This is a genomic window from Streptococcus sanguinis, from assembly GCF_050222175.1.
GTDB lineage: Bacteria > Bacillota > Bacilli > Lactobacillales > Streptococcaceae > Streptococcus > Streptococcus sanguinis_M.
The window spans coordinates 909,887-935,150 of sequence record NZ_CP071420.1 but is presented as its reverse complement, the minus strand read 5'-3'; the positions used below and the strand labels follow the sequence as shown (position 1 = coordinate 935,150).

Annotated in this window: 27 protein-coding genes and 1 pseudogene; 1 reads left to right on the top strand and 27 read right to left on the bottom strand. The window is 45.0% G+C overall.

The window, feature by feature from the left end; translation table 11 throughout:
- Position 1: 1 nt before the first annotated feature.
- The 27 genes and pseudogenes from J1C91_RS04745 to miaA all read right to left on the bottom strand — a co-directional run bounded on the left by J1C91_RS04745 (position 2) and on the right by miaA (position 24,922).
- Positions 2 to 1,744 carry an ABC transporter ATP-binding protein gene (locus tag J1C91_RS04745; protein ID WP_002909485.1) on the bottom strand — a complete coding sequence of 581 codons (1,743 nt, stop codon included), beginning with the start codon at positions 1,742 to 1,744 and terminating at the stop codon, positions 2 to 4.
- Positions 1,745 to 1,831: 87 nt separating this feature from the next.
- The gene (locus J1C91_RS04740; RefSeq protein ID WP_002909484.1) at positions 1,832 to 2,503 is read right to left on the bottom strand and encodes an MmcQ/YjbR family DNA-binding protein; all 672 of its coding nucleotides are present in this window, start codon (positions 2,501 to 2,503) and stop codon (positions 1,832 to 1,834) included.
- Between the two features lie 34 nt (positions 2,504 to 2,537).
- The gene (locus J1C91_RS04735) at positions 2,538 to 3,170 is read right to left on the bottom strand and encodes a copper homeostasis protein CutC (RefSeq protein WP_032912434.1); all 633 of its coding nucleotides are present in this window, start codon (positions 3,168 to 3,170) and stop codon (positions 2,538 to 2,540) included.
- A 64-nt stretch (positions 3,171 to 3,234) separates the two neighbouring features.
- Positions 3,235 to 3,834, bottom strand: a pseudogene (locus tag J1C91_RS04730) (N-acetyltransferase family protein); the annotation flags it as partial.
- 149 nt (positions 3,835 to 3,983) lie between these two features.
- Entirely contained in the window at positions 3,984 to 4,583 is a 600-nt protein-coding gene (locus tag J1C91_RS04725) for a hypothetical protein (protein ID WP_125438059.1), read from the bottom strand.
- Positions 4,584 to 4,786: 203 nt separating this feature from the next.
- Positions 4,787 to 5,833, bottom strand: coding sequence for a dTDP-glucose 4,6-dehydratase (gene rfbB / locus J1C91_RS04720; RefSeq protein ID WP_002906330.1), 1,047 nt, complete (start codon positions 5,831 to 5,833; stop codon positions 4,787 to 4,789).
- Between the two features lie 241 nt (positions 5,834 to 6,074).
- Positions 6,075 to 6,668, bottom strand: coding sequence for a dTDP-4-dehydrorhamnose 3,5-epimerase family protein (locus J1C91_RS04715; protein ID WP_125438062.1), 594 nt, complete (start codon positions 6,666 to 6,668; stop codon positions 6,075 to 6,077).
- Between the two features lie 4 nt (positions 6,669 to 6,672).
- The gene (rfbA, locus tag J1C91_RS04710) at positions 6,673 to 7,542 is read right to left on the bottom strand and encodes a glucose-1-phosphate thymidylyltransferase RfbA (RefSeq protein ID WP_002913447.1); all 870 of its coding nucleotides are present in this window, start codon (positions 7,540 to 7,542) and stop codon (positions 6,673 to 6,675) included.
- 134 nt (positions 7,543 to 7,676) lie between these two features.
- Positions 7,677 to 8,501 (bottom strand): ZIP family manganese transporter TmpA, encoded by an 825-nt coding sequence (gene tmpA, locus J1C91_RS04705; RefSeq protein WP_125438065.1) that lies wholly within the window; start codon positions 8,499 to 8,501, stop codon positions 7,677 to 7,679.
- A gap of 22 nt (positions 8,502 to 8,523) precedes the next feature.
- Positions 8,524 to 8,994 carry an 8-oxo-dGTP diphosphatase gene (locus J1C91_RS04700; protein WP_125438068.1) on the bottom strand — a complete coding sequence of 157 codons (471 nt, stop codon included), beginning with the start codon at positions 8,992 to 8,994 and terminating at the stop codon, positions 8,524 to 8,526.
- 1 nt (position 8,995) lies between these two features.
- Positions 8,996 to 10,090 (bottom strand): NAD(P)/FAD-dependent oxidoreductase, encoded by a 1,095-nt coding sequence (locus J1C91_RS04695; protein WP_002909466.1) that lies wholly within the window; start codon positions 10,088 to 10,090, stop codon positions 8,996 to 8,998.
- Positions 10,091 to 10,101: 11 nt separating this feature from the next.
- Positions 10,102 to 10,899, bottom strand: coding sequence for a Nif3-like dinuclear metal center hexameric protein (locus J1C91_RS04690; RefSeq protein ID WP_002909465.1), 798 nt, complete (start codon positions 10,897 to 10,899; stop codon positions 10,102 to 10,104).
- On the bottom strand, positions 10,886 to 11,575 hold the full coding sequence (locus tag J1C91_RS04685) for a tRNA (adenine(22)-N(1))-methyltransferase (protein WP_125438070.1): 690 nt from the start codon (positions 11,573 to 11,575) through the stop codon (positions 10,886 to 10,888). Before J1C91_RS04685 ends, J1C91_RS04690 begins: the two co-directional genes overlap by 14 nt.
- A 141-nt stretch (positions 11,576 to 11,716) precedes the next feature.
- Positions 11,717 to 12,505 carry a glutathione-dependent disulfide-bond oxidoreductase gene (gene yghU / locus J1C91_RS04680; RefSeq protein WP_125438073.1) on the bottom strand — a complete coding sequence of 263 codons (789 nt, stop codon included), beginning with the start codon at positions 12,503 to 12,505 and terminating at the stop codon, positions 11,717 to 11,719.
- A 67-nt stretch (positions 12,506 to 12,572) separates the two neighbouring features.
- Positions 12,573 to 13,253: a DnaD domain-containing protein gene (locus J1C91_RS04675; protein WP_125438076.1), complete on the bottom strand. Its 681-nt coding sequence runs from the start codon at positions 13,251 to 13,253 to the stop codon at positions 12,573 to 12,575.
- A gap of 8 nt (positions 13,254 to 13,261) precedes the next feature.
- Positions 13,262 to 14,203, bottom strand: a complete 942-nt coding sequence (gene metA / locus J1C91_RS04670; RefSeq protein ID WP_125438079.1) for a homoserine O-acetyltransferase MetA — start codon at positions 14,201 to 14,203, stop codon at positions 13,262 to 13,264.
- Between the two features lie 147 nt (positions 14,204 to 14,350).
- Entirely contained in the window at positions 14,351 to 14,863 is a 513-nt protein-coding gene (locus J1C91_RS04665) for an adenine phosphoribosyltransferase (protein WP_125438082.1), read from the bottom strand.
- 197 nt (positions 14,864 to 15,060) lie between these two features.
- The gene (locus J1C91_RS04660) at positions 15,061 to 15,588 is read right to left on the bottom strand and encodes a hypothetical protein (RefSeq protein WP_125438085.1); all 528 of its coding nucleotides are present in this window, start codon (positions 15,586 to 15,588) and stop codon (positions 15,061 to 15,063) included.
- Between the two features lie 46 nt (positions 15,589 to 15,634).
- A complete protein-coding gene (recJ, locus tag J1C91_RS04655) occupies positions 15,635 to 17,854 on the bottom strand; it encodes a single-stranded-DNA-specific exonuclease RecJ (protein WP_125438087.1) in 2,220 nt (739 codons plus the stop codon).
- Between the two features lie 105 nt (positions 17,855 to 17,959).
- Complete coding sequence (locus J1C91_RS04650; protein WP_125337060.1) at positions 17,960 to 18,550, bottom strand: HD domain-containing protein; 591 nt, start codon at positions 18,548 to 18,550, stop codon at positions 17,960 to 17,962.
- Positions 18,551 to 18,644: 94 nt separating this feature from the next.
- Complete coding sequence (locus tag J1C91_RS04645; RefSeq protein ID WP_125438090.1) at positions 18,645 to 19,685, bottom strand: acyltransferase family protein; 1,041 nt, start codon at positions 19,683 to 19,685, stop codon at positions 18,645 to 18,647.
- Between the two features lie 57 nt (positions 19,686 to 19,742).
- Positions 19,743 to 20,453, bottom strand: coding sequence for a class I SAM-dependent methyltransferase (locus J1C91_RS04640; RefSeq protein WP_125438093.1), 711 nt, complete (start codon positions 20,451 to 20,453; stop codon positions 19,743 to 19,745).
- Positions 20,454 to 20,459: 6 nt separating this feature from the next.
- Positions 20,460 to 21,215, bottom strand: a complete 756-nt coding sequence (locus J1C91_RS04635) for an SDR family NAD(P)-dependent oxidoreductase (RefSeq protein WP_061589108.1) — start codon at positions 21,213 to 21,215, stop codon at positions 20,460 to 20,462.
- Positions 21,212 to 22,141 (bottom strand): ribonuclease Z, encoded by a 930-nt coding sequence (rnz, locus tag J1C91_RS04630; RefSeq protein ID WP_125438096.1) that lies wholly within the window; start codon positions 22,139 to 22,141, stop codon positions 21,212 to 21,214. Before rnz ends, J1C91_RS04635 begins: the two co-directional genes overlap by 4 nt.
- Positions 22,142 to 22,151: 10 nt before the next feature.
- Entirely contained in the window at positions 22,152 to 22,775 is a 624-nt protein-coding gene (locus tag J1C91_RS04625) for a hypothetical protein (protein ID WP_002909444.1), read from the bottom strand.
- Positions 22,768 to 24,006 (bottom strand): GTPase HflX, encoded by a 1,239-nt coding sequence (gene hflX / locus J1C91_RS04620; protein WP_002909443.1) that lies wholly within the window; start codon positions 24,004 to 24,006, stop codon positions 22,768 to 22,770. Before hflX ends, J1C91_RS04625 begins: the two co-directional genes overlap by 8 nt.
- Before the next feature lie 31 nt (positions 24,007 to 24,037).
- On the bottom strand, positions 24,038 to 24,922 hold the full coding sequence (miaA, locus tag J1C91_RS04615; protein ID WP_002909442.1) for a tRNA (adenosine(37)-N6)-dimethylallyltransferase MiaA: 885 nt from the start codon (positions 24,920 to 24,922) through the stop codon (positions 24,038 to 24,040).
- An 82-nt stretch (positions 24,923 to 25,004) separates the two neighbouring features.
- Between miaA and J1C91_RS04610 the strand changes: the two genes are divergently transcribed.
- Positions 25,005 to 25,175, top strand: a complete 171-nt coding sequence (locus J1C91_RS04610) for a DUF3042 family protein (protein ID WP_002895160.1) — start codon at positions 25,005 to 25,007, stop codon at positions 25,173 to 25,175.
- The last annotated feature ends 89 nt before the right edge of the window (positions 25,176 to 25,264 follow it).

The following is a 25,264-nucleotide window of genomic DNA, read 5'->3' as shown; positions in this document are numbered from 1 at the left end:
ATTAATCTTCCTCCTTCAAGCTTTCTGCCAGCTGCTGATTGTGATAAGTCTGGGCATACCAGCCCTCTTGCTCCAATAGCTCTTGATGAGTGCCCCGCTCCTTGATTCGTCCCTCTTCCATGACCAAAATCAGGTCTGCATGTACTAAGGCCGACAGCCGATGAGCTGTGATAATGGTTGTCTTGCCAGCACGCTCTGACTTTAGATTTTCTAAAATCAGATGCTCCGTCTTAGCATCAACAGCCGACAAGGAATCATCCAAAATCAGAATTTCAGGATTGGTAATAATAGCCCGACTCATCGCCAAGCGCTGCTTCTGTCCACCAGACAGAGACAAGCCCCGCTCACCGACAACCGTATCCAGCCTCTCTGGCATAGCCTGAATATCCTCATACACACCGCATAGTTGAGCGGCAGCTAGAACCTGGCTATCTGTCAGCTGGGGATTCGCAAAGCGGATATTGTCCCGAATGGACAGAGCAAAGAGCATCTGTTCCTGTGGTACATAGCCGATAAGACGACGCAAGTCTTTGAGGCGGTACTCCCGGATATCATGGCCATTCAAATAGATAGCCCCCTCCTGAATATCCTGCTCCCGCAGCAGCAAGCGCAGAAGAGTGGTCTTCCCTGAGCCCGTCTGACCGACAATTCCCAGTGTCTGTCCCTGCTCAATAGAAAAATAAATATCCGATAAACTAGTCTCCTCTGCATAAGCAAACTTCCGAATGTCATAATCCAATCGACCATTTTCCGCATGAGAGAGGGGTTGTTCAGCTTCCTTGACATCTGACTCCTGAGCCAGCAGTTTCTCGATCCGTTCATAGGAAACAGCCCCTCGCTGGCCGATGTTAAAAAGATAGCCTGTAGCCTGCAGCGGCCAAACCAGCATATCCAGATAAGTGATAAAAGTAACCAACTCTCCTATGGTAAACTGCCCTTGGGAGATAAAAATTCCACCGAAAATCAAGGTCAAAACATAAGAAAGACCGATAAAAAGCAAAACCAAGGGGTCGAAAAGAGAATCGTACTTGGCAGCCAAAACATTTTTTTCGTAGACTTCTTGATTGGTCTTGGCAAAAGACTGAGTCTCTGCTTCCTGATAGCCAAAGGACTTGGTCACTCGAATCCCTGAAACACTCTCCTGAACCTTATTGTTCAAATCTGAAAATGCCTCTTGAGCGGCCTTAAAACTTTCATGATTTTTTCGACCAATCAAGCCCGTGCCCCACGACAAGAAGGGCATGGGCACAATAGCAATCAAGGTCAGCCGCCAGTCCAAAACGAAAAACATGGTCAGCAGGGTCACCAGGGCTGTAATAGAAGCATCCACAGCTGACATGACTCCGCCACCAGCCAAACTGACAACCGCATTGATATCGTTAGTCGCATGAGCCATCAAGTCCCCTGTTCGATATTTCTGATAAAAAGAGGGAGACATGTGAGTAAAGTGCTCGAACAATCGAGAGCGCAGAATCCGTCCCAGATTATTGGACGTCCCTAAGATGTAAAGGCGCCAGACATAACGCAGGCCGTACATGATAAAAGCTGAAGCAATCAGCAACAGCAAATTAAAGAGCAGCTCTTGAGAAGTCAGATGTTTGCTAGCAATTCGGTCAATAACCTGACCGATGACTCTGGGCGGTATCAGATTGAAGACACTTACCAAGGACAAGGCCAAGATACCAATGATATAGCGCCGCTTTTCCAACTTAAAAAACCAGGCTAATTTTCTAATGAGATTCATAATTTCTCCTATTCTTACTAGTCTTTTTATTATACTGTTTTTTGAGGAAAAATGAAACACAGCGGATTGGAGCGCTGTGCTTCGATTCTATTTTTTACTGGTCAGCTGGTAACTAACCGCCAGTAAATCAAAGATTTCCTGATCGCTCAGGGTATCATCCAAGGGCAGACTGAGCCAATATTTCTTATTCATGTGAAAGGCCGGGTAAATCCCCTTTTTCTGAATCAGCTGTGCGACATGGTCATTCTTAACATTCAGCACCTCAATAGCGCCGCTTCGCTCTGCTTCAAACTTAGACCAGTCTGTGGTCAAAAAAGCCCCATACCATTTTTTACTGTCCTGGTGGCGGAAAACCCCTGCTTTAGTCGAGCTCTTTCTGGAAGACTTCTCCCAGAGGTACTCTATCTGACCCTGATAAACCTCAGCCGCATGATCCCGCAGTCGCTTACTCTGCTCATAGAGAAAGCCAACCTCGTCAAAACAGTGCTGACGGATAGCCAGCAGTACTGCCTGACAAGCTTCACGAACCTGACCGACAAACTCACCCGTCACTCGCTCCATCTTGACCTGCAGATAGGCGTCATCAGTATCACAGTCAAAAACCTGATAGTCCAGCTTCCCATCTCTGATAGTTATTTCCAAGCGAAAGTCACCCTTCATAATCTTCTGCGAGAAATGGTAGGCTCCATCAGACTCCTTAAAGCCGTAAGTCTTAAGCTTATCTGGATTAGCCTTGTATTTTTCAAATAGTTCCAACATCTACTTAGCCGCTGCTAGCGCAGCTTCCCCCTCCTTAAAATACAATTTTAGTTCCATGCAGCTGGTCTACTGCCAGGCTGTCTATAATTTGCTGACGATTGCCTAGATGAATGCCTCCACCCGGCATGATATCAATCCGATCAGCAGCATGGTCGATTAATTCGTCCAGCCAAGCAAAATGCTCCTCAATTGGCTCACTGGCAGGTCCTCCATGGGTCAAAATTCGCTGGACACCGTTCTCAATCAGCCAGTCCATTTCGCCAAACTGGTATTCAGCCGGTATCGCATCAAAAGCCATGTGAAAGACTACTTCCAGTCCCTTACAAGCCTCTAGCAGCCGCTGCATCTTCGGAACATCTATTTCATTCTTCTCCGTCAAAACACCAAAAACGACTCCCTGACTGCCGGCTTCCTTGGCTTTTTGGATATCAGTCAGCATAATCTCAATTTCAAGATCCGAGTAAACAAAATCACCGCCCCGAGGCCGAATCATGGTCATCACAGTCGCACCGTAAGGCTGAGCTAAATTCACCGCTGCTTGAATTACACCGTAGCTGGGCGTCGTACCACCGACAGCCAGATTATCACAGAGCTCAATCCGCTGGGCTCGCGCCTTCATAGCCTTTTCTAACAAGGTTACATTTTCCGCACAAAATTCATAAAGCATCATCTCACCTCTGATTTGATATATTAATTCCTTTTATCTATTATAACACAAGAACTCCGCGATATCAGCTCTTATCAAATTTTCTAGCTTCTCTCTTACACCAATCAAGCCATTTGGTCTGATAGTCTTCCTTGGACAAGATGCGGTTCTGTAAATCAGCTATAGAGAAGATGCCTCTTTCTTGACAAGCCTGAAGACAGTATCGATAAAAGTCCCAGTTAAGCTCATCCCTATCATAATAGATGGGAATATGAGAAAGGCCAGCCTGATAAGCCTTAAAGGCTCTGCTATGTCCATCAGTAAAGAAAATTTTGCCATCCATGCGCTTGACAGGTAAAGGTTCAAGTTCTTGTTGGTCAAAATCAATACAAATCCTGTCCAGCTTTTCCCGTGAAAGGTAGAACTGACTGGGCTGAATCTGTGCCAAGGGCAAGGTCAAATCAAGTGTATAAGATTTGCCTTTCTCCCTAGCAAGAGTTGGATAGAAACCAAGCGACTCAAACAAACTGCGAGAGGGGTGATTGAAATCATAAATTTCTTGAACTGCTAGTTTCTGATAGCCTAGATTGCGTGCGCGCTGTATCAAAGCAGAAAGAACTTTCTTACCAATACCTTTCCCGCGATAGTCCGCTTTTCCAATGACAATGGGCAAATCATCTTGCCAAAACGCAAATTGTCATCAATAATAATCAACTCCTCTTGCTGGATATTAGGAATCGGCATCTTTCCTCCCTTACAATGACATTTCTCAAATAATAGTATAAAAACTCCATTTGATTCGGAAGACTTCTTCCTCAAATGAAGTTTTCTTTTTTAGATTCCATAACCCATGCTGAACTGGATTTTAGCAGCTCCGTTCTGGAAGCTAATCTTGTTAATGCTGAATTGACTCTGCGGCAGAGCTAGTAGGAAACTATCCCCCTCCGTTGTGATAGATGAATTAGAGGCCTGCATTTGTTGCTTCAGCATTCCTGTCACCCAAGATTTAGGGATAGGAAGAGAGCCCAACTTGGCACTATCGATTGTGATGTGCAAGACATTATCTCTCACCGTCACATCCACCTCTAGGTCCAGCTTACTGCCAATGAAGAGCAGTTTGACTGGATACTGGATGCGCAGCTTATTGCCTTCAATGCTGTAAACACTATTCAGCAGCTCCTGATTCTCAGAGTCAGTCAAAGAAGACTTGAGCACCTGATTAAGCTGGACGCTATTGAGAGAAACCTCCGTGCTGACTCCCTGAGCCGTTACATTGGCATTGCTCAAAGCCGGCTCAATAATACTCATCCAGGAAGCACTGCCTTGAACATTCTTTAATTGTTCACTTTGATTAACAGATGCAGGAACCAGAAACAGGACTGCTGCAAGCAACAGCACCAAAACAATTCCCACTACCCTTTTTACCATTTTCATGTTTGTATTCCTTTAATTTGAGAAAATCCCTTTAGCTAAAAACACAGCAAGGATTTATCTTATTTTACACTATTTTTGCATAATTTTCTGTAACAAACATATTAAAAAGCTAACAATCCTGTGAGAAAAGGCTGGGACAGTTCATCCCAGCCTCTCAATCACATAGCGCTAGTTTTACAAGGCTCATCATTGATAGCCAATTCTTATTTAATCACTTCTTGAGTCTTAGCATAGTTAGCCTCGACTGCTTCTTTTTCTGATTTCCACCAGTCTTGGTTATCCGTGTACCACTTGATGGTCTCTTTGAGACCCGCTTCAAAGTTGGTGAACTCTGGCTTCCATCCTAGCTCATCGCGGAGCTTGCTGGCATCAATGGCATAGCGGAGGTCGTGGCCTGCACGATCTGTCACATGGTCATAAGCATCTGCTGGCTGTCCCATTTCCTTGAGAATCAGCTCCAGCACTTCCTTGTTGTTCTTCTCACCGTCAGCACCAATCAAGTAAGTTTCACCGATTTGTCCCTTGGTCAGAATTGTCCAAACGCCTGATGAATGGTCATTGGTATGAATCCAGTCACGGACGTTCTTGCCTTCACCATAGAGTTTTGGCTTGATACCGCTCAAGATATTGGTAATCTGGCGGGGAATGAACTTTTCGATGTGCTGGTAAGGTCCATAGTTGTTTGAACAGTTAGAAATAGTCGCTTTGACACCAAATGAGCGTACCCAAGCTTTGACAATCAAGTCTGAAGCTGCCTTGGTTGAGGAGTAAGGTGAGCTTGGATTGTACTTGGTTTCAGCCGTAAATTTCTCACCTGGACCTTCTCCATGACCTGGTAAATCTTCACGCAAAGGCAGGTCCCCATAGACTTCGTCAGTTGACACATGGTGGAAACGAATGTCGTACTTACGTGCTGCTTCCAAGAGTGTGTAAGTTCCGATGAAGTTGGTATGGATAAATGGACTTGGGTCATTGAGCGAATTATCATTGTGGCTTTCTGCAGCGTAGTGAACGATAGCATCTGCTTCAGAAGCCAGCTTATCTACCAAGGCTGCATCAGCAATATCTCCAACAACCAGCTCAACACGGTCGCCCAAAATTTCTTCAATATTGGCCCGATTACCCGCGTAAGTCAGCTTGTCCAGCACTGTCACATGAACATCTGGAAAGTTATTGTAAACATAATGGACAAAGTTAGAACCAATAAAACCGGCTCCACCTGTCACGATAATTTTTTTGTATTCAGTCATTTTTATTCCTTAACTTTTTTATAATTGCCTTAAGTGGTGGGGACGCAAGCAAACCTCCGGTTTCATTGCTTATTTTTGAGCCTAATGTCTCAAAAATCCCCTGTCATGTAACAAACTACATAATTTTTTACATGACTTACACCACAGCGGCAATCATTTCTTCCACTCGCTTCGCTCGGATAGGAGCTGAGCTAAATCATATATTTCAGTATCAATTAATAAATCAGAAAAGAATTCTTTTTTACAAATCTTCTTTTCTTAGAGGTTTGACATCCTTAAGTAGCGGATGGTTCTTGTCTGCTTCTGAGACTTCTGCTGCTTCTAGGTTTTCCCACTGGATGCCTAAAGCTGGGTCTGCATAGTTAACAAAGGCATACTTGGGTTTGAGTTCCAAAGCCCAATAGTCATTGACCAGATAGCTATAGGAAACAGTATCAGAAAGGACTTGGAAGCCGTTGGCTACACCACGTGGCACAAAAATTCCCTTGCTGGCATCGATTACTGTCTGGTAGGTATTACCAAAGGTCTCGCCCTCACGCAGGTCGACCCAAGAACCCAGCACCTTACCGTCATCTGCAACAGAGATGTATTTATCCCAAGGCTCAGCATGAAGGCCCCGCAGGACATTTTTACGAGAAAAGCTGACATTATTTTGCAGTTTTCCTTCTGCAAAGAAGCTTTCAGGGAAGCCTAGCGGCAGCATTTTTTTCTTTTGGAAATTCTCCTTAAACCAGCCTCGATTGTCCCCGCGTACAGGGATATCAAACTCCAGCATTCCAGGGATTCCAGGAACCTCACGCGCTGCTAATTCCTTATCAAAAAATTGTTCCGTCATCTTCTTATTCTTCTCCAATCAAGCGCAAGAGATAGTGGCCATATTCATTCTTTTTCAATGGCTGCGCCAATTCATGAACTTGCTCTTTAGTAATATAGCCCATACGATAGGCAATTTCTTCCAGATTTGCCACCTGAACGTTCTGCATACGCTGAACTGTTTCGATATATTGAGCGGCTTCTAAAAGACTTTCGTGAGTTCCTGTATCCAACCAGGCAAAACCACGTCCCATGAGCTCAACAGACAAATCACCACGTTCCAAGTAAGCCTTGTTGACATCTGTGATTTCCAATTCACCGCGAGGACTCGGTTTGATGTTCTTGGCAATTTCGACAACATCGTTATCGTAGAAGTACAGTCCTGTCACTGCATAGTTAGAACGCGGTTGTTCCGGTTTTTCTTCGATGGAGATAGCATTCATATTCTCATCAAATTCTACTACACCAAAGCGTTCTGGATCCTTGACATGGTAGCCAAAAACAGTTGCTCCTTTTTCCTTAGCAGCAGCATTTTGAAGCATTTTACTCAAACCTGGGCCATGGTAAATATTATCCCCAAGAATCAGCGCCACGCGGTCATCTCCAATGAAATCAGCCCCAATGATAAAGGCTTGTGCCAGTCCATCTGGACTTGGCTGCTCAGCATATGATAGCTTGATGCCAAACTCAGAGCCGTCACCCAGCAGATCCTCAAAACGAGGCAAATCCGTCGGAGTGGAGATAATCAAAATGTCCTTGATACCAGCCAGCATAAGAGTTGACAGTGGATAATAAATCATGGGTTTGTCATAAACCGGCATGAGCTGTTTTGATGCAGCGCGGGTCAAAGGATAGAGACGTGTACCAGAACCACCTGCAAGAATAATACCTTTCATATGAGTTTCCTCTCTTAATGTATTCTCCTTATTCTACCATTTTTGAAAGCGGATGTCATCCTTTTCACTAGCCTTAAATAAAAGAAAAAGAGCGGAAATTCCGCTTTCTTCCGCTCTTTGATTCCAAGTTGGCATCACCCCAAAGCCACATCCAAGACCATCATGAGAACAAAGCCCACCATGAGACCTAAAGTCGCCACATCAGTATTGCCATTAGTCTGCGAATCCGTTATCAACTCCTCTACCACCACGAAAATCATAGCGCCTGCTGCAAAGGAGAGGGCATAGGGCAGAATAGCCGTCATAGCCATAACAGCAACTGCACCTAGAACAGCCCCAATTGGCTCCACAATCGCAGACATGGAGCCCCAGTAAAAGGCTTTAAGCCGAGACTTGCCGTCCGTCCGAATCGGAATGGACAGAGCAGCCCCCTCTGGGATGTTTTGCAGACCAATTCCCAAAGCTAGGCCAATCGCGCCGACAAAGGCTTCCGGACTAGGATTGGCAGCCAAAGCACCAAAGACTACTCCGACTGCCAAACCTTCTGGAAAATTGTGAATGGTAATGGCTAAAAAGAGCAGGGCTGTCTTGGACAGTTTCTTTCGGCTGTGCTCAGGAACACTCTCTGCCTCCGAAATATCTTTGCTCAAGTGCAAGTGAGGCACCACAGCATCAATCAGCCACAGGAAAAAACCTCCCACTAAAAAACCAATCGCTGCTGGCAGCCAGGACAGCTTGCCATAAGAACTTTGCGCATACTCAATTGACAGTGCTAGAAGCGACCAAAAGGAAGCCGCAATCATGACGCCTGCCGCAAAGCCCATCATAATATCCAGCAACTTGCGACTGACTTGTTTAAAGAAAAATACAACAGCCGAGCCTACAATGGTACATCCCCATGTAAAAAGCCCAGCCAAGAATGCCTGCATAACCACAGGCTGCGATCGTAACCAATCCATAACTTCTCCTTATTCTCTAAAATCAATCATACAAAATCATCTTGGTTTCCCCTATACAGTGTTTTTCCTCATTCCAGTAATGAATCCGCTCGAAAGAGCCTTTCCGCCAGTAGAGAGGCAAACGTTCACGTATGTCGTCCTGCATATCTATTTGGTCAAGTTCCGAAATCTTCCACCATTTGGGCTCCCCTTCATGATCGTTTCCCCTGACTTGTCCTTCAAATGCAGTACAAAGAAAATCGTAATACACATACCGTTCTTTTTTACTCGGATTAGTGAATCCTGAAATTCCCTTCAATTCCATGTTTAGAGCAGTTAGCCCCGTTTCTTCTTTTAATTCGCGCCTTGCAGCTTCGAAAAAAGATTCTGGAAACTCCACCTTCCCGCCTGGTTGTATCCACCCTTTAAAGTTATCATGCTGGCGATTAAGCAGTAGGATTTCTTCATCTTTTTTTACACAAATATTGACCCAATTCAAAATGGTTTCTGTCATATCAAACCTTCTTCACATACTGTTCAATAGGATAGTCAGCTGGATTCAGCAGCCCCGCTTCTCCCAAAGCTATCTGGGCCAATTGGCGTCCGATAAGCGGGCCAGTTGTCAGACCAGAAGAGCCTAATCCGCTGGCAGCGTAGACATTTAGCAAATCTGGAACAGCTCCAAAGAAAGGAGCAAAGTCGCTGGTATAAGCCCGTGTTCCCACGCGCTCGCCTAAAATCTCTGCTTTAGACAGCCTTGGCAAGTAAGTTTCCGCTTCTCGCTGCAACTGATCCAGAACTTTCTTATCTACCTTCAAATCAAAGTCCTGATCATTTTCATGACTGGCACCAACACTGACCTTGCCCGCCAGAAAGGGAATGATATCCAGCTCACCCTCAGGCATAACCACAGGGTAGTCATCCGTCTTTTCAGCCAGCTTAAAATCACGTAGCTGTCCCTTTTGCGGTCGAACATCTGTCTCATAGCCCAGTGGCTGCAAGGTTTCTCCTAGCCAAGCCCCCACAGCCAAGATCACACAGTCAAAGTTACGTCCGTCCACAAGAAGTTGCTCTCCATCTACTGTCAAGCTTGCCTTTTTCTCAACCAACTCTGCCTTGCTTGCTTTCACAAGCGTCTCCGTCAAGAGTGCTCCCTCCACACGGGCACCACCGGAAGCATAAAGAAGCCGCTCAAAGCCTTGCAAGTCTGGAAATTTCTCATGGGCTTCCTGAAGGCTGAGAAGACTCAAGTCCCCTATTAAGGGCGACTCTTCCCGGCGATTAGCAGCTAAATCATAAAGCTCCTGCAGCTTGCTCTCGTCCTTTTTTAACAGATAAACACCTGTCTGTTGGTAAAAGTCTGTCTGGATACCAGCAGCTTTAAAATCCGCAATTAAATCTTGATAAAAATCAGCGCCCAGACGCGCCATCCTATACCAAGCCTTGTTTCGACGCTTGGAAAACCAAGGACTGATAATGCCAGCGGCTGCCTTGGTTGCCTGCCCCTTGCCGTCATCAAAGACAGTCACTTCCACATCTGGGGATTGGGACAGATAGTAAGCCGCTGTTGAGCCAACAATCCCAGCACCAATCACTGCTACTCTTTTCATGTCGCATCCTCTCAAATATGTCGGAAAGGATTGGTCCAAGCCTGACTAGCCAGAATCTCAATCTCCCATCCCTCTTCTGCCTTCCATGCATCAAGCTTTTCTTTTAATTTTTCCGTAAAAAGAACCTCAATATGATGTCCAGGATCCAGCGCCAAAAGCCCCTCTGTCAGCATTTCCTGAGCTGTATGATAGTAAATATCACCTGTAATGTAGACCTGCGCTCCCTTGGCAATAGCCTCTGGATAAAAGGACTGACCGCTTCCGCCACAAATAGCCACACGCTCAATCACGCGTTCGAGATCCGCTTCTTCATAAGCGACCAGACGCAAGCTATCTAGTCCAAAAGTTGCCTTGACCTTAGCCGCAAAGTCCCCAAAGGTCTGAGGAGAAATCTTCCCCACGCGGCCAATACCATGTTCTGGGCTTGTCTGACTGAGAAAACTTGTCTCCTCAATATCCAATAGCTGGCAGAACCAGTCGTTGAGCCCGTCCTCCACAACATCAATATTGGTATGGCTGACATAGACAGCAATATCATGCTTGATGAGGCTTAAAATCATCTGATTTTGCGCCTTATCCGCCACTAGGTCCTTAAGCGGGCGAAAGATAGGCGCATGCTTAACGATAATCAGTCCAGCGTCTGCCTCAATAGCCTCCGCCACTGTCTGCTCGCGAATATCCAATGCCACTAGAACCTTGTCCACTTCTTTGTCCAAAGTCCCGATTTGCAGGCCTGAAATATCGCCCTCCATGGACAGTTCTTGCGGGCAATAGGCTTCATAACGGGCGATGATTTCACTTGCTAACATGGAGCACCTCCTTGATACTTTCGATTTTTTTGGACATAGCAGAGCGTTCCAGCTCATTCTTTTCTGGAATATGAGTCAAAGCTTTTTCAATTTTTTTCAGTTCTTTCTGCCATCTTAACTGAAAAGCAGGTGACTGTTGCTTCATCAGAAAAGGTCCGAAACGCTTTTCTTGCTCTGTCAAAGTTTGCTGGCCTGCTTCTGCCACTAGGATTTCGTAAAACTTACCAGCTTCTTCTAAGACATCCTCAGCCAGCAAACGAAAACCGTTAGATACCAGCCAGCTGCGGAGCTCATCTTCTCGGTTATTGGGCTGCAAAATCAAGCGGGAAACAGACTCAAGCTTAGCTCTGCCATTTTCCAAAATCTCTGAAATCAAGCGACCGCCCATGCCAGCGATAACGATGGTGTCAATCTGATCTTCGGCTTCCAAAGCCGCCAGACCATTGGCCAAGCGAACCTCAATCTGCTCCGTCAGCCCATGTTCTGCCACATTTTTCTGGGCAGACTGAAAAGGCCCCTCTACCACTTCTCCAGCCAGAGCCTTCTCAATCCGACCCTCCTGAATCAGGTAAATAGGCAGATAGGCGTGATCGCTCCCAACATCCAGCAACTTTGCCCCCTCCGGCACAAAAGCAGCTACTCGCTCCAAGCGTTGGGAAATAGTCTTTTTTTGCATTGCTTACTCTTTTCTAAACATTCTTCTATTCAGTATATCATTTTTAAGGGTATAAAAAAAGCAGCGGAGGAAAAATCAGCCTGTTGATAAACTGATTTTGTCTCGCCACTTGATGATGGGAAGTTCCTACCCATCACATGTTTATTTGACTTCCTGATACTCGGCAGCTAAACCGCGCTGAACCGCCGGACGAGCTGCAATCTTCTCCGCCCAAGCAGATAGATGTTTGTAGGATGCAGCATCCAAGAACTCAGCAGCGCCTGGATAGAGCTTATCCTGTACTAACTGCCCATACCAAGACCAGATAGCAATATCCGCTATGCTGTAGTCATCCCCTGCGATATAAGCTTTCTTGTCTAATTCTTTGTCCAACAAATCCAGCTGTCGTTTGGCTTCCATCGTAAAACGGTTGATAGGGTATTCTAGCTTTTCTGGAGCATAATTAAAGAAATGACCGAAACCACCGCCCAAGAAGGGAGCTGCTCCTGTCTGCCAGAAGAGCCAGTTGAGCACCTCAGTCCGACCGGACAAATCTGACGGAATCAGCTTTCCAAACTTCTCTGCCAGATAGAACAGGATATTTGCTGATTCAAAGACAGGAATCGGCTTATGACCTGACTGGTCCAACAAGGCCGGAATCTTGGAATTGGGATTGATTTTCACAAAATCTGAGCCAAACTGGTCGCCATCCATGATGCTGATCTTATAGAGGTCATAGGCTGCCTCAGTGATACCCGCTGCCAGTAGTTCCTCCAGCATAATCGTCACCTTGACCCCATTTGGAGTCCCAAGTGAATAAAGCTGAAAAGGCTCTTTACCGACAGGAAGCTTCTGCTCAAAGCGCGCGCCAGCAGTAGGCTGATTGATACCTGAAAATTTCCCTTGGTCGCTGTCCGCAGCAGACCAGACTTTTGGCAATTGATAGGTCATACTTTTCTCCTTTTTTATAAAATCAAGGGCCTGTCGTATCTAACAGGCCACTATAAATCTAATAAAGTCAGTCCTTCCACAAATTCATGGCATTGAGGAAATCGTCTGAAACTTTCACATTTTGAGGGTTAGCTGCTTCACGCTCTTCCCTCTTAGCTTCTACTTGAGCAAGCGTAGTAATGCCTTCTTTACGCCAATTACGCAAGATAGCCTGAATATACTTCCAATTGGCCTTGCCATTAAACACAGCCTCACGAAGAGCAGCCTTGACCAAGTCAGGATTGGTTTTATCGTCTTGAACAGTCTTGGTCAAATCCTCAATTTCAAAGGGTGTCAAGAGACGGCCCAGCTCCTGCTGGAAGGTCTCCACCAAGTCTTTCAAAACATTCTGAGGCGCCTTTGCCACAGTCTGCGGACCGCTTTTAGCTGTAAGAAGTTCATCCAGCTTTTCTAAAGCCGGTGAAGCATCAAAGATAACCTCTGTCTCTCCATTCAGCTCAATGGTCTTATACTGCAAGAGACCTTTCTCTGTCAGATGGGACATAGAGCGATTGACTTCTGACAGGGTCTTGCCAATATGCTCCGCGATCTGACTAGGCGCCAGCTCTTCCAGAGAAGTCGTATTTTGCAGATAGAAAAACTGCCAGACCAAAAAATCATCGCTGGAATCAAAGATGTCCTTAAAATGTAAAAGAAGGGCACTCGGGATTACAAGATTACCCGATTTAAAAGCTGATAAATAAGTCATGTCACCTCTTATAGATAAGCAAAAAACGATACATCATTTTCAGCACTTTCCCAGTCAAAAGGCGTCTCCTGATAGACAGCGTAATTGACCCAATTGCTGAAAAAGAGTGCTGCGGCCGAACTCCAACGCAAGGCCGGTGTCGCATGGACATCATCGTTTTTGAAATAATTCTCTGGAATATGTGGATTCTTCCCTGCCTTCAAATCGCGGAAATACTCCTTAGATAAAGTATCGCGGTCGTATTCCATGTGACCGAAACTATATACCTCTCGCAAGTCTCGGCTAGCCAGCACAGAGAGGCCAGTATCTTCACCATACGAGAGAATTTCCAGATTGGTCAGATTGACAATATCTTCCTTTAGAACTTCGGTATGACGGGAATGCGGCGCATAAAACTCATCGTCAAAGCCACGGAAAAGCAGATTGCTGCTGTCAGCTGACTGGCTATAGACACCCGATAATTTACGTGTCATCTGGTGCTTGTCAACGCCGTAGCGAGCGTAAAGTCCAGCCTGAGCTCCCCAACAGATATGCAGAGTCGAAAAGACATGGTTCTTGGACCATTCAATCACCTGCTGGAACTCTTCCCAGTAGTCCACCGCTTCAAAAGGCAGATGCTCTACCGGCGCACCAGTAATAATCAAGCCATCAAAATAGCGATTTTTAACCTCATCAAAAGTCTTATAGAAAGTCTCCATATGCTCTGCACGTGTCGTTTTAGACTGATGAGAGCTCATGTAGAGGAAGTCAATAGTCAACTGCAGCGGAGTATTAGCCAAGTGGCGCAGTATCTGAGTCTCCGTTACCATTTTCTGAGGCATGAGATTGAGTACCAGAATATTCAGAGGTCGGATATCCTGATGATCCGCCCTGTCGTCATCCATGACAAAGATATTCTCAGAACTTAAAATGTCAACAGCTGGCAGTTTCTTATCAATCTTAATTGGCATGAAAATATCTCCTTCAATCGTTAGAAAGGCTTGGAAATACTTTTCCAGCCTATTCTTTGTTTATCCAATGTACTTTCATTATACTGAAAGGAGATATAGTTTTCAATTATACTTTTTCTCTAACTAGATATAGCTAGAAACTATGTATTAATAGTGCATCAGAACCTTATAGTCGTAATCTCCGATAACTTCGCGACCCTTGAGCTCATCCAGCTCAATAAGGAAGGCACATCCAGCTACTACACCGCCAAGGCGCTCAATCATCTCAATCGTTGCCTTCACTGTTCCACCAGTCGCAAGGAGATCATCTACGATTAGAACGCGCTGACCTGGCTTGATAGCATCCGCATGCATGGTCAGGGTATCCATACCATACTCTTTTTCATAGTCAGCTGAGATAACTTCACGAGGAAGCTTACCAGGTTTGCGGACTGGAGCAAAGCCGATTCCTAACTCAAAGGCAACTGGACAGCCCACGATAAAGCCACGAGCTTCCGGTCCAACAATCATGTCAATCTTCTTGTCTGTCGCATACTGAACAATCTCACGAACAGCGTAGCTATAAGCATTTCCATCTGCCATCAGCGGGCTGATATCACGGAATGTCACGCCTTCCATTGGATAATTTTCGATTGTTGCAATGTAGTCTTTTAAATTCATGATATACTTTCTTTCAAAAAAATTTTTTACTCTCTATTATATCACTTTTTCATCCAAATGGTAATAGAAAAGTTATTTTTTAAGGGGATAGATTATTTAATTTAAAAGAGTATGTTTCATTCATTTATAGACCACCTTATTGAGGCTGGGATTGAGTTGGTTAACCTTTATAATCGTTTTTTCTAGGCAAGTCAAAATTAAATGTATTGCTCTAAATAAAGTGGTGTTGCTATTTCTTGTTCATAATTTTTTACAATATCCTTCGTAAATAAGCCTAATAAGTCCAAATCATTAGATGGATTAATCTCAAATATTGAAAATACAGATTTTTCAAGAAAATCATTCAATTCTTTATAATTCGACATATAACTATAGCCTTGAGGAGCACTAAATCTCGGCGATAATTCTTTAGCTTGTTTTAATGATATAGGCGAGTCAAGAAGAGATAGGGAGTAAATTGGAGAAAAATACTTAGCACCTTCTTGCAAATGTTTTTCCAAATATGAACGACTACTATTGGCTAAATCTGAATTTTCTAAAAAGTGTTGGATATTATTACGCTGACCTAAAACAATTTTCCCAACAATCATCTTAGCGGGTGAGGAAAGATATAAATAGGCTACCGTTTCTTTTTCAGGAATCCTTGAACGATATTCAAAATGCTTTTTTACTGTTAGCAAAGCTTTAAAAAATTCTGGTTTAAAGCTCATGATAATTTCATTCATCTAAAATTTTCTCCTTTGCGAGACTTAGGCTTAGTCCTTCATTATCTCATCTCTCCATCAAATAATCATAAATCTCCTGCACGGTACCCAATGCCATGAGTTCTTGTTCTTTGACTAGGCGCTTGAGGTCTTGGTAAATGTGACTGCTGTCAATTTCTTTCTTTTCAGCTTCCTTATTGACCGTCATGACGCCTCCTGTGATGCTGACAAAACCAAGTTCTTCAAAAATCTGAATCATTTTGACCAAGAGAATAGGATCTATTTTCAGATAAGCTGCCAGATCCTTGAGCTTATAGCGAACATCAAACTCGGGGAACTGATAGATTGTCTTGTAAAGTTTGGCAAACTGCTCACGGTTACCATAGCCTGTAAGATAGTATGGCTTGGCAATCTCATTCTTAAAGTAAATCGCTTCGAAATCCTGTGATTGAAGAATCTTCTTCAAGTCCTGCAAATCATCGGGAAGGTCATAAACCACAACTGCTCTGCTATTTGTCAAATCTGGCAATTCCTCTGTGAAACGCAAGACAGGAACTTTGTCAGGCAAAGTCGCATTTTTGCTGCGGATATTGAAAAGCTGAACACCGTCCACACGGGCATCTACCAGCATGAGCTGGAGGCTGGTCTGTCCATTCCATTTATTGACAGATAGGCTGACAGCCAGCTCCAGATTCTTGGTTTGGGCAAACTCTGTCGCCAGGCTTCCTTGCCCAAAAGCGACTACTTCAAAAGCAGCATCTTGCTGAGAAATTTTCAGCTTGAGATGGCTATTGCCAGCTCCCATAGTCCGAGCATTGTCCACTTTAAAATCCTTGAGGGAAAAAAGCGGCTTTTTATTATCCATACCAAAAGGAGCCAGTTTTTCGAAGCTTTTGAGCGTATCTAGGGTCAGTTGTGGCAGGTGCAGCTCCTCATCTAAATACAGAGCTGTTTTGCCAGTCAAATCCAAATCATTGTCTAAGATATAAGCTGTCAAGATGTCAGCAAGTTCCGCCAGCTTGTCTGCTTCAAGAGTCATTCCAGCTGCTCCAGCATGGCCACCAAAAGCTACAAAAAGGTCACGATGACTGTCCAAGGCCTCAAAAATATTGACCGCATCAATACTGCGGGCACTGCCCTTAGCGATGCCATCCTCGATATTAAGCACTATGACTGGCTGGTGCAGCTCTTCCAGCAAGCGCCCAGCGACAATCCCTAGCACACCGGGATTCCAGCCTTCCTTGGACAACACCTGCACTGGTCTCTTAGGGTCCAGCATGGTTTGTGCTTCTTCATAAATCTGCTGGACGATTTCCTTGCGCTCGTCATTTTTCTGGTTAATCATGAGCGCAATATCACGAGCTTCTTCATCGTCAAAACCTGTTAAAAGCTCAACTGCTGGATTGGGATCATCGAGCCGTCCCAAGGCATTGAGTCTGGGGGCAAGCTGGAAGCCAACTGTTTCTTCATCCAGTTCATCAGGCTGAATACCAGCTATTTTGAAGAGTTCCTGAAGACCTACTCGCTGGGTATTTTTGAGAACAGAAAGGCCATATTTAACCAAAATCCGATTTTCCCCCGTCAGACTGACCATATCAGCGATGGTCCCAATGGCCACTAAGTCCAAAAGTTCGACTTGGACTTCTTCCAACAGGGCTGTTGCCAGCTTAAAAGCCACCCCGCAACCAGCCAGATGCTTGAAAGGATAATCCGCTCCGCTATGTTCCGGATGGACAATCGCATAGGCGTTTGGCAGCTCCTCAGGCATGGAGTGGTGATCCGTCACGATGACATCCACACCCAGAGACTGGGCCAGCTCAATAGCTTCAATGCCGGCCACTCCATTATCTACTGTAATAATGAGCGAAATACCTTGATTTTCAATAAAATACTTATAAACACTGCTATTAGGACCATAGCCATCCGTAAAGCGATTGGGCAGGTAGACCTGACACTCAGCCCCCAGCTGCTCCAAGGCTTCCTTGACAATCGATGCCGAGGTCATCCCATCCGCATCATAATCACCATAGATTAAGATATGCTCGTAATTCTCAATCGCTGAGCGAATGCGCTTCACTGCCCGCTCCATATCATGCAGGTCATAAGGATCGTGAAGCTGGTCTAAACTAGGCTCCAAAAATTCCTGCAAAGCTTCTTCAGTCTGCACACCCCTTTGGTAAAGGAGACTAGCAGCGGCAGGTTCTAATCCAGCTTTTTTAGCCTTTTTTAGAAATTTTTCGTCTGTAAAATTTGTGGCAAACTGCCAGTCGTATTTTGAGCTAATCATGATAAGTGAAACACTTTCTCCGTTCAATCTTGTCTGAATATTATAACATGAAAAGACTGGTTCAACCAGTCTCAAACTTCTTATCTACGGGCAAGGTCCCCGACCTCATTCATCCAGGTATAGTCCCTTAGCAACACTTTGATTAATAACTTCCTGAGCCAATTCCCAAAGTGCTGTAGAGGTTTCTTGGATAAAGGATTTCTTAGCGATTACCTGCGACTTGGTCAGGCCATGAGGGTTGTCATGGGGCTGAGCGACTTCCAAGTGATTGAGCAGGGGAACCAGAGCGTCCAGCACACGAGCATATTTAGCCTCTATGCTAATCCCAGTCTCAAATTCCTGCCAAAGCTTTAGAAAGGAATCCTGCTGATCTGACGGTAGCTTGTCCAAGCTGATTTTCAAGGACTCCAGCTCTCTATCGTAAGAATCGCTCTTGCCCACGTCGTCAAAGATAAAGGTATCGCCAGCATATATTTCGCCCAAATCATGAATCAGTAACATAGACATGACCTTTTCCAGATTAACTTCTTCAGGGATATATTCTCGAAAGACTAGCGCCATAAGCGCCCCCTGCCAACTATGCTCCGCAGAATTTTCAAAACGATAAGCGTCCAAGGTTCGATTGTTGCGATGAGTGGCTTTCAGCTTTTCCAGCTCATTGGTAAAAGCCAGCTGCTGTTGTAGACGTTTAAGCATGTGGAACTCCTTTGAAATGTTTTATAGCTAAATTCTATTCAAAATTGATAGTTGCTCTTAACGCTCTATATGATTTTCTTCAAAAACTAAACTTTCACTTCTTTTCTGTTTTTTTCCCTCGCCATCGAATCACCAACTCTGACGTCAGGTGGGTCAGGATAATCGTCAGAAGGAAGGCCCAACGGCCATTTTCCCACTTGGTCAGCTGCTGGGATTTGAGCAGAAAGAAAGATAACTCAATAAAGATAGGATGGAGAAAGAAATAAAGGATACTTAAATCTTTTAAATGTCGCCAGTTTTTTTCACGCTTCCACTGAGTTTTTAACAGCCAATTGAATAAGAAGAGCGTAAAGGGAATGAGAGCAAAGAAAAAGTTTTTATCCAGTCCCTGCCTGATGTAAACCAGAACTCCTTCGCCTACTAGGAAAAGACTTGCCAACAGAAGAGACAGCCATCGTTTCTTCTGAAATAAGGCTATCTGCCCGTAATCAGCTAGAAAGTAGCCTAAATAGATAAAAATGGGCGTATAGAAGAGGCCATTCCTGCTAGTGAAAAAGAGCTTGGCATAAGCATCATACCAGTTTGTCAGCAGACTAGGCGACAGATAGGCGTGATAAGTCTCAATAGCACCTAAGGCGTAGAGAATTAACAAAAGGGCAAATGTTTTCTTGGGACCCAACTTCCTATACAAAAAATGGACCAGCAGCAAACCTAAGAGAAAGGCAGGAATATACCAGAGCTGGTAGCTCATTCCGATGTAGAAGAGCGCTGCTAGAATAGCCAGCGGAGCTAGGTAGAGGGGTAAGTGCAGAGATTGGAAGTAAGTCAAAGCATAGGGAAGATAGACCAAGCTCCAAAAGCCATAGACCTTTAAAATACCTTTAATATACAGAGTTAGTTTCACGTCTTGAGGCTCTTGCTTCCAGCGTACTCGGAAAAAATAGGCTGAAGAAATTAAAAAGAACGGCACTGCCATGCGACCAAACATACTCTTTTGAACAAAATGCAGGGTTTCATGTTCAAAAAGCCTCTGGCAATGGACCATAATCACCAAAACGGAAGCAATATATTGAAAAAGGCTGAGCAGGGCATAATTGACAGGTTGCTCTGGCTCTATGACTTCTCTCCTTTGCATCAAGCTTTCTCCTTACGGGGGTTGTTTAAGATGTAAATGAATACTTTTTCATTCAATTTAGGACTTGACTAGCCAAACATGCTGAAAGGCAGCGATGTCCCGATAAGGAGATTGGTTGCAGACAACCAGCTCCATCTCAAGCATCTTTTCAGCCCAATCAGGGGCAGTTTTGTAGTCATTGGATTGCAGCCCATAAAAAATTCGTACTCCCTGATAATCCTCAACTTCTAATGGGAGACCTGAAATCACTTCTTGGATCTGATAGACCTTTGCAGCTCCCATGCTGTGGGTTTGATATTTCTGACCTTTCAAAAGCTGCTGGGCCTTTTCTGGGTCATTTTCAAAAACCACTGTATGAATAATGCGTCCAACCTCGTGATGCTTAACCAGAGAAATTTTGCCGTCCTTTTTTAAGAGGCGGGAAAATTCTGCTAAATAAAGAGCAGGGGCAGATACATACTCTAAGACATTATGACATACGATGACATCAAAAGACTGGTCTGGCAATGTTTGCAGAAGGTCCAAGCTGCCATGCAATTGCTCATAGGAAAAGTTCTGCTTTCGCTCAGCAATCATTTCTGGGTTCGGCTCGATGGCGGTCACTTGGTTCTTTTCCGCTAGAAAATCAGCCACAATTCCAAAACCACTGCCGAAATCCAGGATTTTCTTGTCCTTCAGTGACTCTAGAAAGGCAAAAACAATATCATACTGAAGCTTGCCCCAAGGCGCCTGCAGATGAGCTTTGTAAGCTTGTAGATTAGCTGTCATAAAACCTCACTTATAGTTAAACATATTGGCTGCCATCTTGTCGGCAATTCTTGGAAAAAGGGTATAAAGCTTGTGAGCTAGATTGAGAATCCCAGGTAGATTAATTTCCCGCTTCTTTTTGCCAAAGGAACTGACAATTTTGCTCGCTACAAAGTCAGGCTCAAGGATATACTTGTCGACTGCTTTTACATAGGAACCGTCAGGATCTGCTTGATCGAAAAAGGAAGTTTTGATAGGACCTGGGTTCACCGTCGTGACATAGACCCCAAAAGGCAGGAGTTCCAAACGCAGGGCGTTGGAAAAACCAATAGCCGCAAACTTAGTCGCCGAATAAAGACTAGACTTGCTACTGGCAATGAGGCCGGCCATACTAACGATATTGACGATATGTCCTTGACCTGCCTGCTTCATGCGAGCTCCAAAGATCCGGGACAGGTTCATCAGGGCAAAGGTGTTGACATCAAACATGGCCTCGATATCATTTGAGCTGATTTTGTCAAATTCTTCAAAAATCCCATAGCCAGCGTTATTGACTAGTACATCGACGTGGCCGTACTGACTGTCAATCCGCTCAGCAAATCTTTCCAAAGCTGAGCTATCTGTGATATCCAGCTCCACTAAGTCAAGATTTTCCCTTTCTCCATATAGTTTTTCCAGCTTAGCCTTGCTCCGTCCGACCAAAATCAGTCGGTCATGGGGCAAGAGCTTAACCATTTCCTGAGCCAGCCCACCGCTAGCCCCTGTGATGATGATGGTTCTCATATCTCAACCTCTTCCAGATCCTTGACTACATGGACATTTTCAAAGACAGCGCTGGCATCGCGGCGCATTTGGCTGATGTCCTTTGCTAGAAAGCGGGCACTGATATGATTGAGGAGGAGGCGCTTGGCACTAGCTTCCTTGGCTACTTCTGCAGCCTGCATATTGGTCGAATGACCATGATTTCGGGCAAGTTTTTCGTCTCCCTTGCCATAGGTCGCTTCATGTACCAGCACATCTGCTGATACAGCCAAGCGAACGCTGGCAGCAGTCTTCCTAGTATCACCCAAAATAGCAATTGTCTTGCCCGGACGAGGAGCTGAGATATAATCGGCTGCAATGATTTTGGTTCCATCATCTAGTACGATATCCTGACCATTCTTGACCTTGCCAAAGAGGGGGCCAAAGGGAACACCCACAGCTCGTAGCTTATCTGCATCCAGCGTTCCTTCCAAATCTTTCTGCATCACCCGATATCCCACACAAAAAATCGTGTGATCCAGCTTATCCGCATAAACTGTGAACTTGTCCGTTTCAAGAATCTTGCCCAGACTATTTTCATCAAACTCATGAAAATCAATCCGATAAGGCAGACGAGAACCAGACACGCGCAGGCTAGACAGGACAAAGTTTTTAATGCCTTTGGGACCATAAATTGCTAGGTCTGTCTGTTCTTCATTAGCCTGAAAAGAACGACTGGATAGAAAGCCCGGCAAGCCAAAAATATGGTCGCCATGCAGATGCGTGATGAAAATCTTGCTGATTTTGCGCGGTTTAATCGTCGTCTCCAAAATCTGGTGCTGGGTACCTTCACCGCAGTCAAACATCCAGACTTCATTGATTTCCTCTAACAGCTTGAGGACGAGACTGGACACATTGCGAGCCTTTGATGGCTGACCGGCTCCGGTTCCTAAAAATTGTAATTGCATGTTTTTCTTTCTAAATGATATAAATCATGGCAGAGCGATTCTGCGAGTGGTAGTATTTTTTTCCAGCATAGGACTGAGCCAGCTGACTGACTTCATCTTGATTGTAGCCCAGAACTCTCTGGCTGCCATCCGCTAGCTGCTGCCAATCTGTCAAAGCAGTAAGTGCCTGACTATCCACGACTTGAGATTCAACTTTGAGAGGTACCATTTTTATTCTCCCTGCTTCTTCGTAGACCAAGTATTGTGGAAAGACTTGGGCGATTTCAAAGAGCAAGTCGTCTGTTACCGACTCTGGCTTTTCAGGAAAGACCAAGCCGACTTCCTCGCTCTCATAGCAAAATCCATAGGACTTGCCAGAAAGATTAAGCCGTACAAAAGGTTTATTTTCTACAAAGCTAGGCTCCGCATTCCACAAGTCCAGCGCCTGGCTAATCTCTAAAAAATAGGCTGTCGCGGCTTCCGGACTTTTCTTTTGATAAAGCTCAGCAAAGTAAGCATTGATAACACTGGGGGGCGGAGTGATAAAGCTCCGCTTCTGCTCCTCTGTCAGGCCAGCCAACACTTGCTCTAAGTAGACCCTGTCTAGGCTTGTAAAACCGCCGTATTTGAGGGCCAGGTCAATATAATCAGTCATAAAATTCTTCCAGTTTCCATTTGTTTTTCTCGGCAATCCAGCCTGAAACGACTTCGACATCGTCTATGTATTCTCGATTCCCCATAATCGCGACTTTCTCTAAATCATGAATCTTGTAGGCTTTAGCAGGCGCTACCTTGATTGTAAAAGGCAAAAATAACTCTTTCATCCGCTCCAGCAGGACTTGCTGCAAAAGAGCTCTGCTATTGTCCGCCTTAGCCGAAATCAAAGAATAAGGAGTAAGGGTCGGAGTAAAATCCTCCGTCTTGTCTGCTTTGTTATAAAGAGTCAGCCGGGGAATATCCAGCATGTCCAGCTCATTCATGATGTCGAGGACAGTCTTTTCGTGCTCCTCATGATGAGGGTCGCTGGCGTCAATAACATGGACCAGCAAATCGACATTTTTGCTCTCTTCCAGTGTGGATTTAAAGCTAGATACTAGCTCTGTAGGCAAATCCTGAATGAAGCCAACTGTGTCTGTCAGAGTGACATTGAGCTGGCCACTTAGGTTGATGTTCTTGGTCGTGGCGTCTAGCGTCGCAAAGAGTTCGTCCGCCTCATACTGACTCTTACTAGTCAAGCAGTTCATGATCGTAGACTTGCCAGCATTGGTATAACCGATGAGGCCGATTTTGAAAATACTGGATTCCAACCGTTTTTCACGAACGGTCGCCCGATTTTTCTCCACTGCCTTGAGCTGGCGCTCAATATCATGAATCTGATTGCGTACACTGCGTCGATTGAGCTCCAGCTGGCTTTCACCAGGACCGCGGGAGCCAATACCTCCTGCCTGACGGCTAAGCATAATCCCCTGTCCAACTAAGCGAGGTAGCAGGTACTTGAGCTGGGCCAGATGCACCTGCAGCTTGCCCTCATGACTCCTAGCCCTCATAGCAAAAATATCCAAAATCAGCTGCATACGGTCAATGACCTTAACCCCCAAGCTTTCCTCTAGATTGACATTTTGGCGAGGTGTCAGACGGTTATTGACGATGACGGTCGAAATCTCTTCGGCATCAACCAGCTGTCGGATTTCTTCTAACTTGCCAGATCCGACAAAAGTCTTGCTGTCATACTTTTCCCGCTTCTGGCTATAGGAACCGACTACCTCAGCCCCTGCGGTCTTAGCTAGACTTTGCAGTTCCTCCATGGATAGGTCAAAATTCTCCGTGTCTGCCAGCTCCACACCGACCAAAAAGACACGCTCTGTTTTTTTCTCTGTTTCTATCATCTCATATCCTTACTAAGACTTGGTCAGCCAGCTACTTGTCCAGAAAATTCTTGATGTCCTCCATGACCTGATTTTTATAGTCTGGATTTCCCACCTGATAGAAGGTCACGGACATCCGGTTGCGAAACCAAGTCAGCTGGCGCTTGGCAAAACGGCGAGTATTCTGCTTGAGCTTGTCCACGGCCTCTTCAAGGATCATCTGCCCTTCAAAGTAGGGGAAAAGTTCCTTGTAGCCGATACCCTTGCTGGCTTGACTGGTCGGAGCTTTCTCAAACAGCCAGCAAGCTTCTTCTAAAAGCCCGGCTTCTAGCATCAGATCTACTCGCTGATTGATTCGATCATAAAGTCGCTCTCGCTCATCATCTAGGCAAATCAGCAGGGCTTCATAGTCTGGTTGATTGTTTTCTAGTTGACCGCCCAGATGGGCAATCTCTAGCGCCCTCATAGCCCTGCGTCTATTTATCTGTGGAATCTCGATACCCAGCTCTGCTATTTTTTCAAACAAATCCTCATCTGACCAACTGTCCAGCTGCGCCCGATAGGCCAGAATCTCCTCGTGAGGGACGGTTCCGCCCAGATGGTAGCCCTCAAGCAAGCTCTGGATATAGAGCCCTGTGCCGCCGCAAATGATGGGCAGCTGACCTTGAGCCGCAATCTCGCGAATAGCCTGAGCCGCCTCAGTCACAAAATCATAGGCCGAGTAGCTTTCTCCAACCTCCCGCACATCCAGCAGATGATGGGGAATGCCCTCTTTCTCTTCAGGACGAATCTTGGCCGTGCCAATATCCAAGCCACGATAGACCTGCTGACTGTCACCGCTGATGATTTGGCCATTGAAGCGCTTGGCTACCTCGATACTCAGAGCCGTTTTTCCGACCGCCGTAGGCCCTACTATCACAATTATCTTGGTTTTCATCTTTTTTCCTTGAAAAAATTTTGATTTTTCGTTACTATTAATTATAACATAAATAATAAAAGTTCAGAAAAGGAGAAATCACATGGCTAAAGGATTTGGAAAAGGCGTTCTTACAGGAGTTGCAGCTACTGTTGCTGCTGTGGCAGGCGCAGTATATGCAGTCAAGAAAAAAGTCATCGAACCTGAAGAACAAAAAGCGGCTTTCATCGAAGAAAACCGTAAAAAAGCAGCTCGCAAACGTGTAGCGCACTAAGCCTGCACATTTCACTAAAAAGCCTGGAAAAATCCAGGCTTTTTTCTTTTTTGAAAAAACAGCAGTCAAATCGACTGCTGCAAACAAAG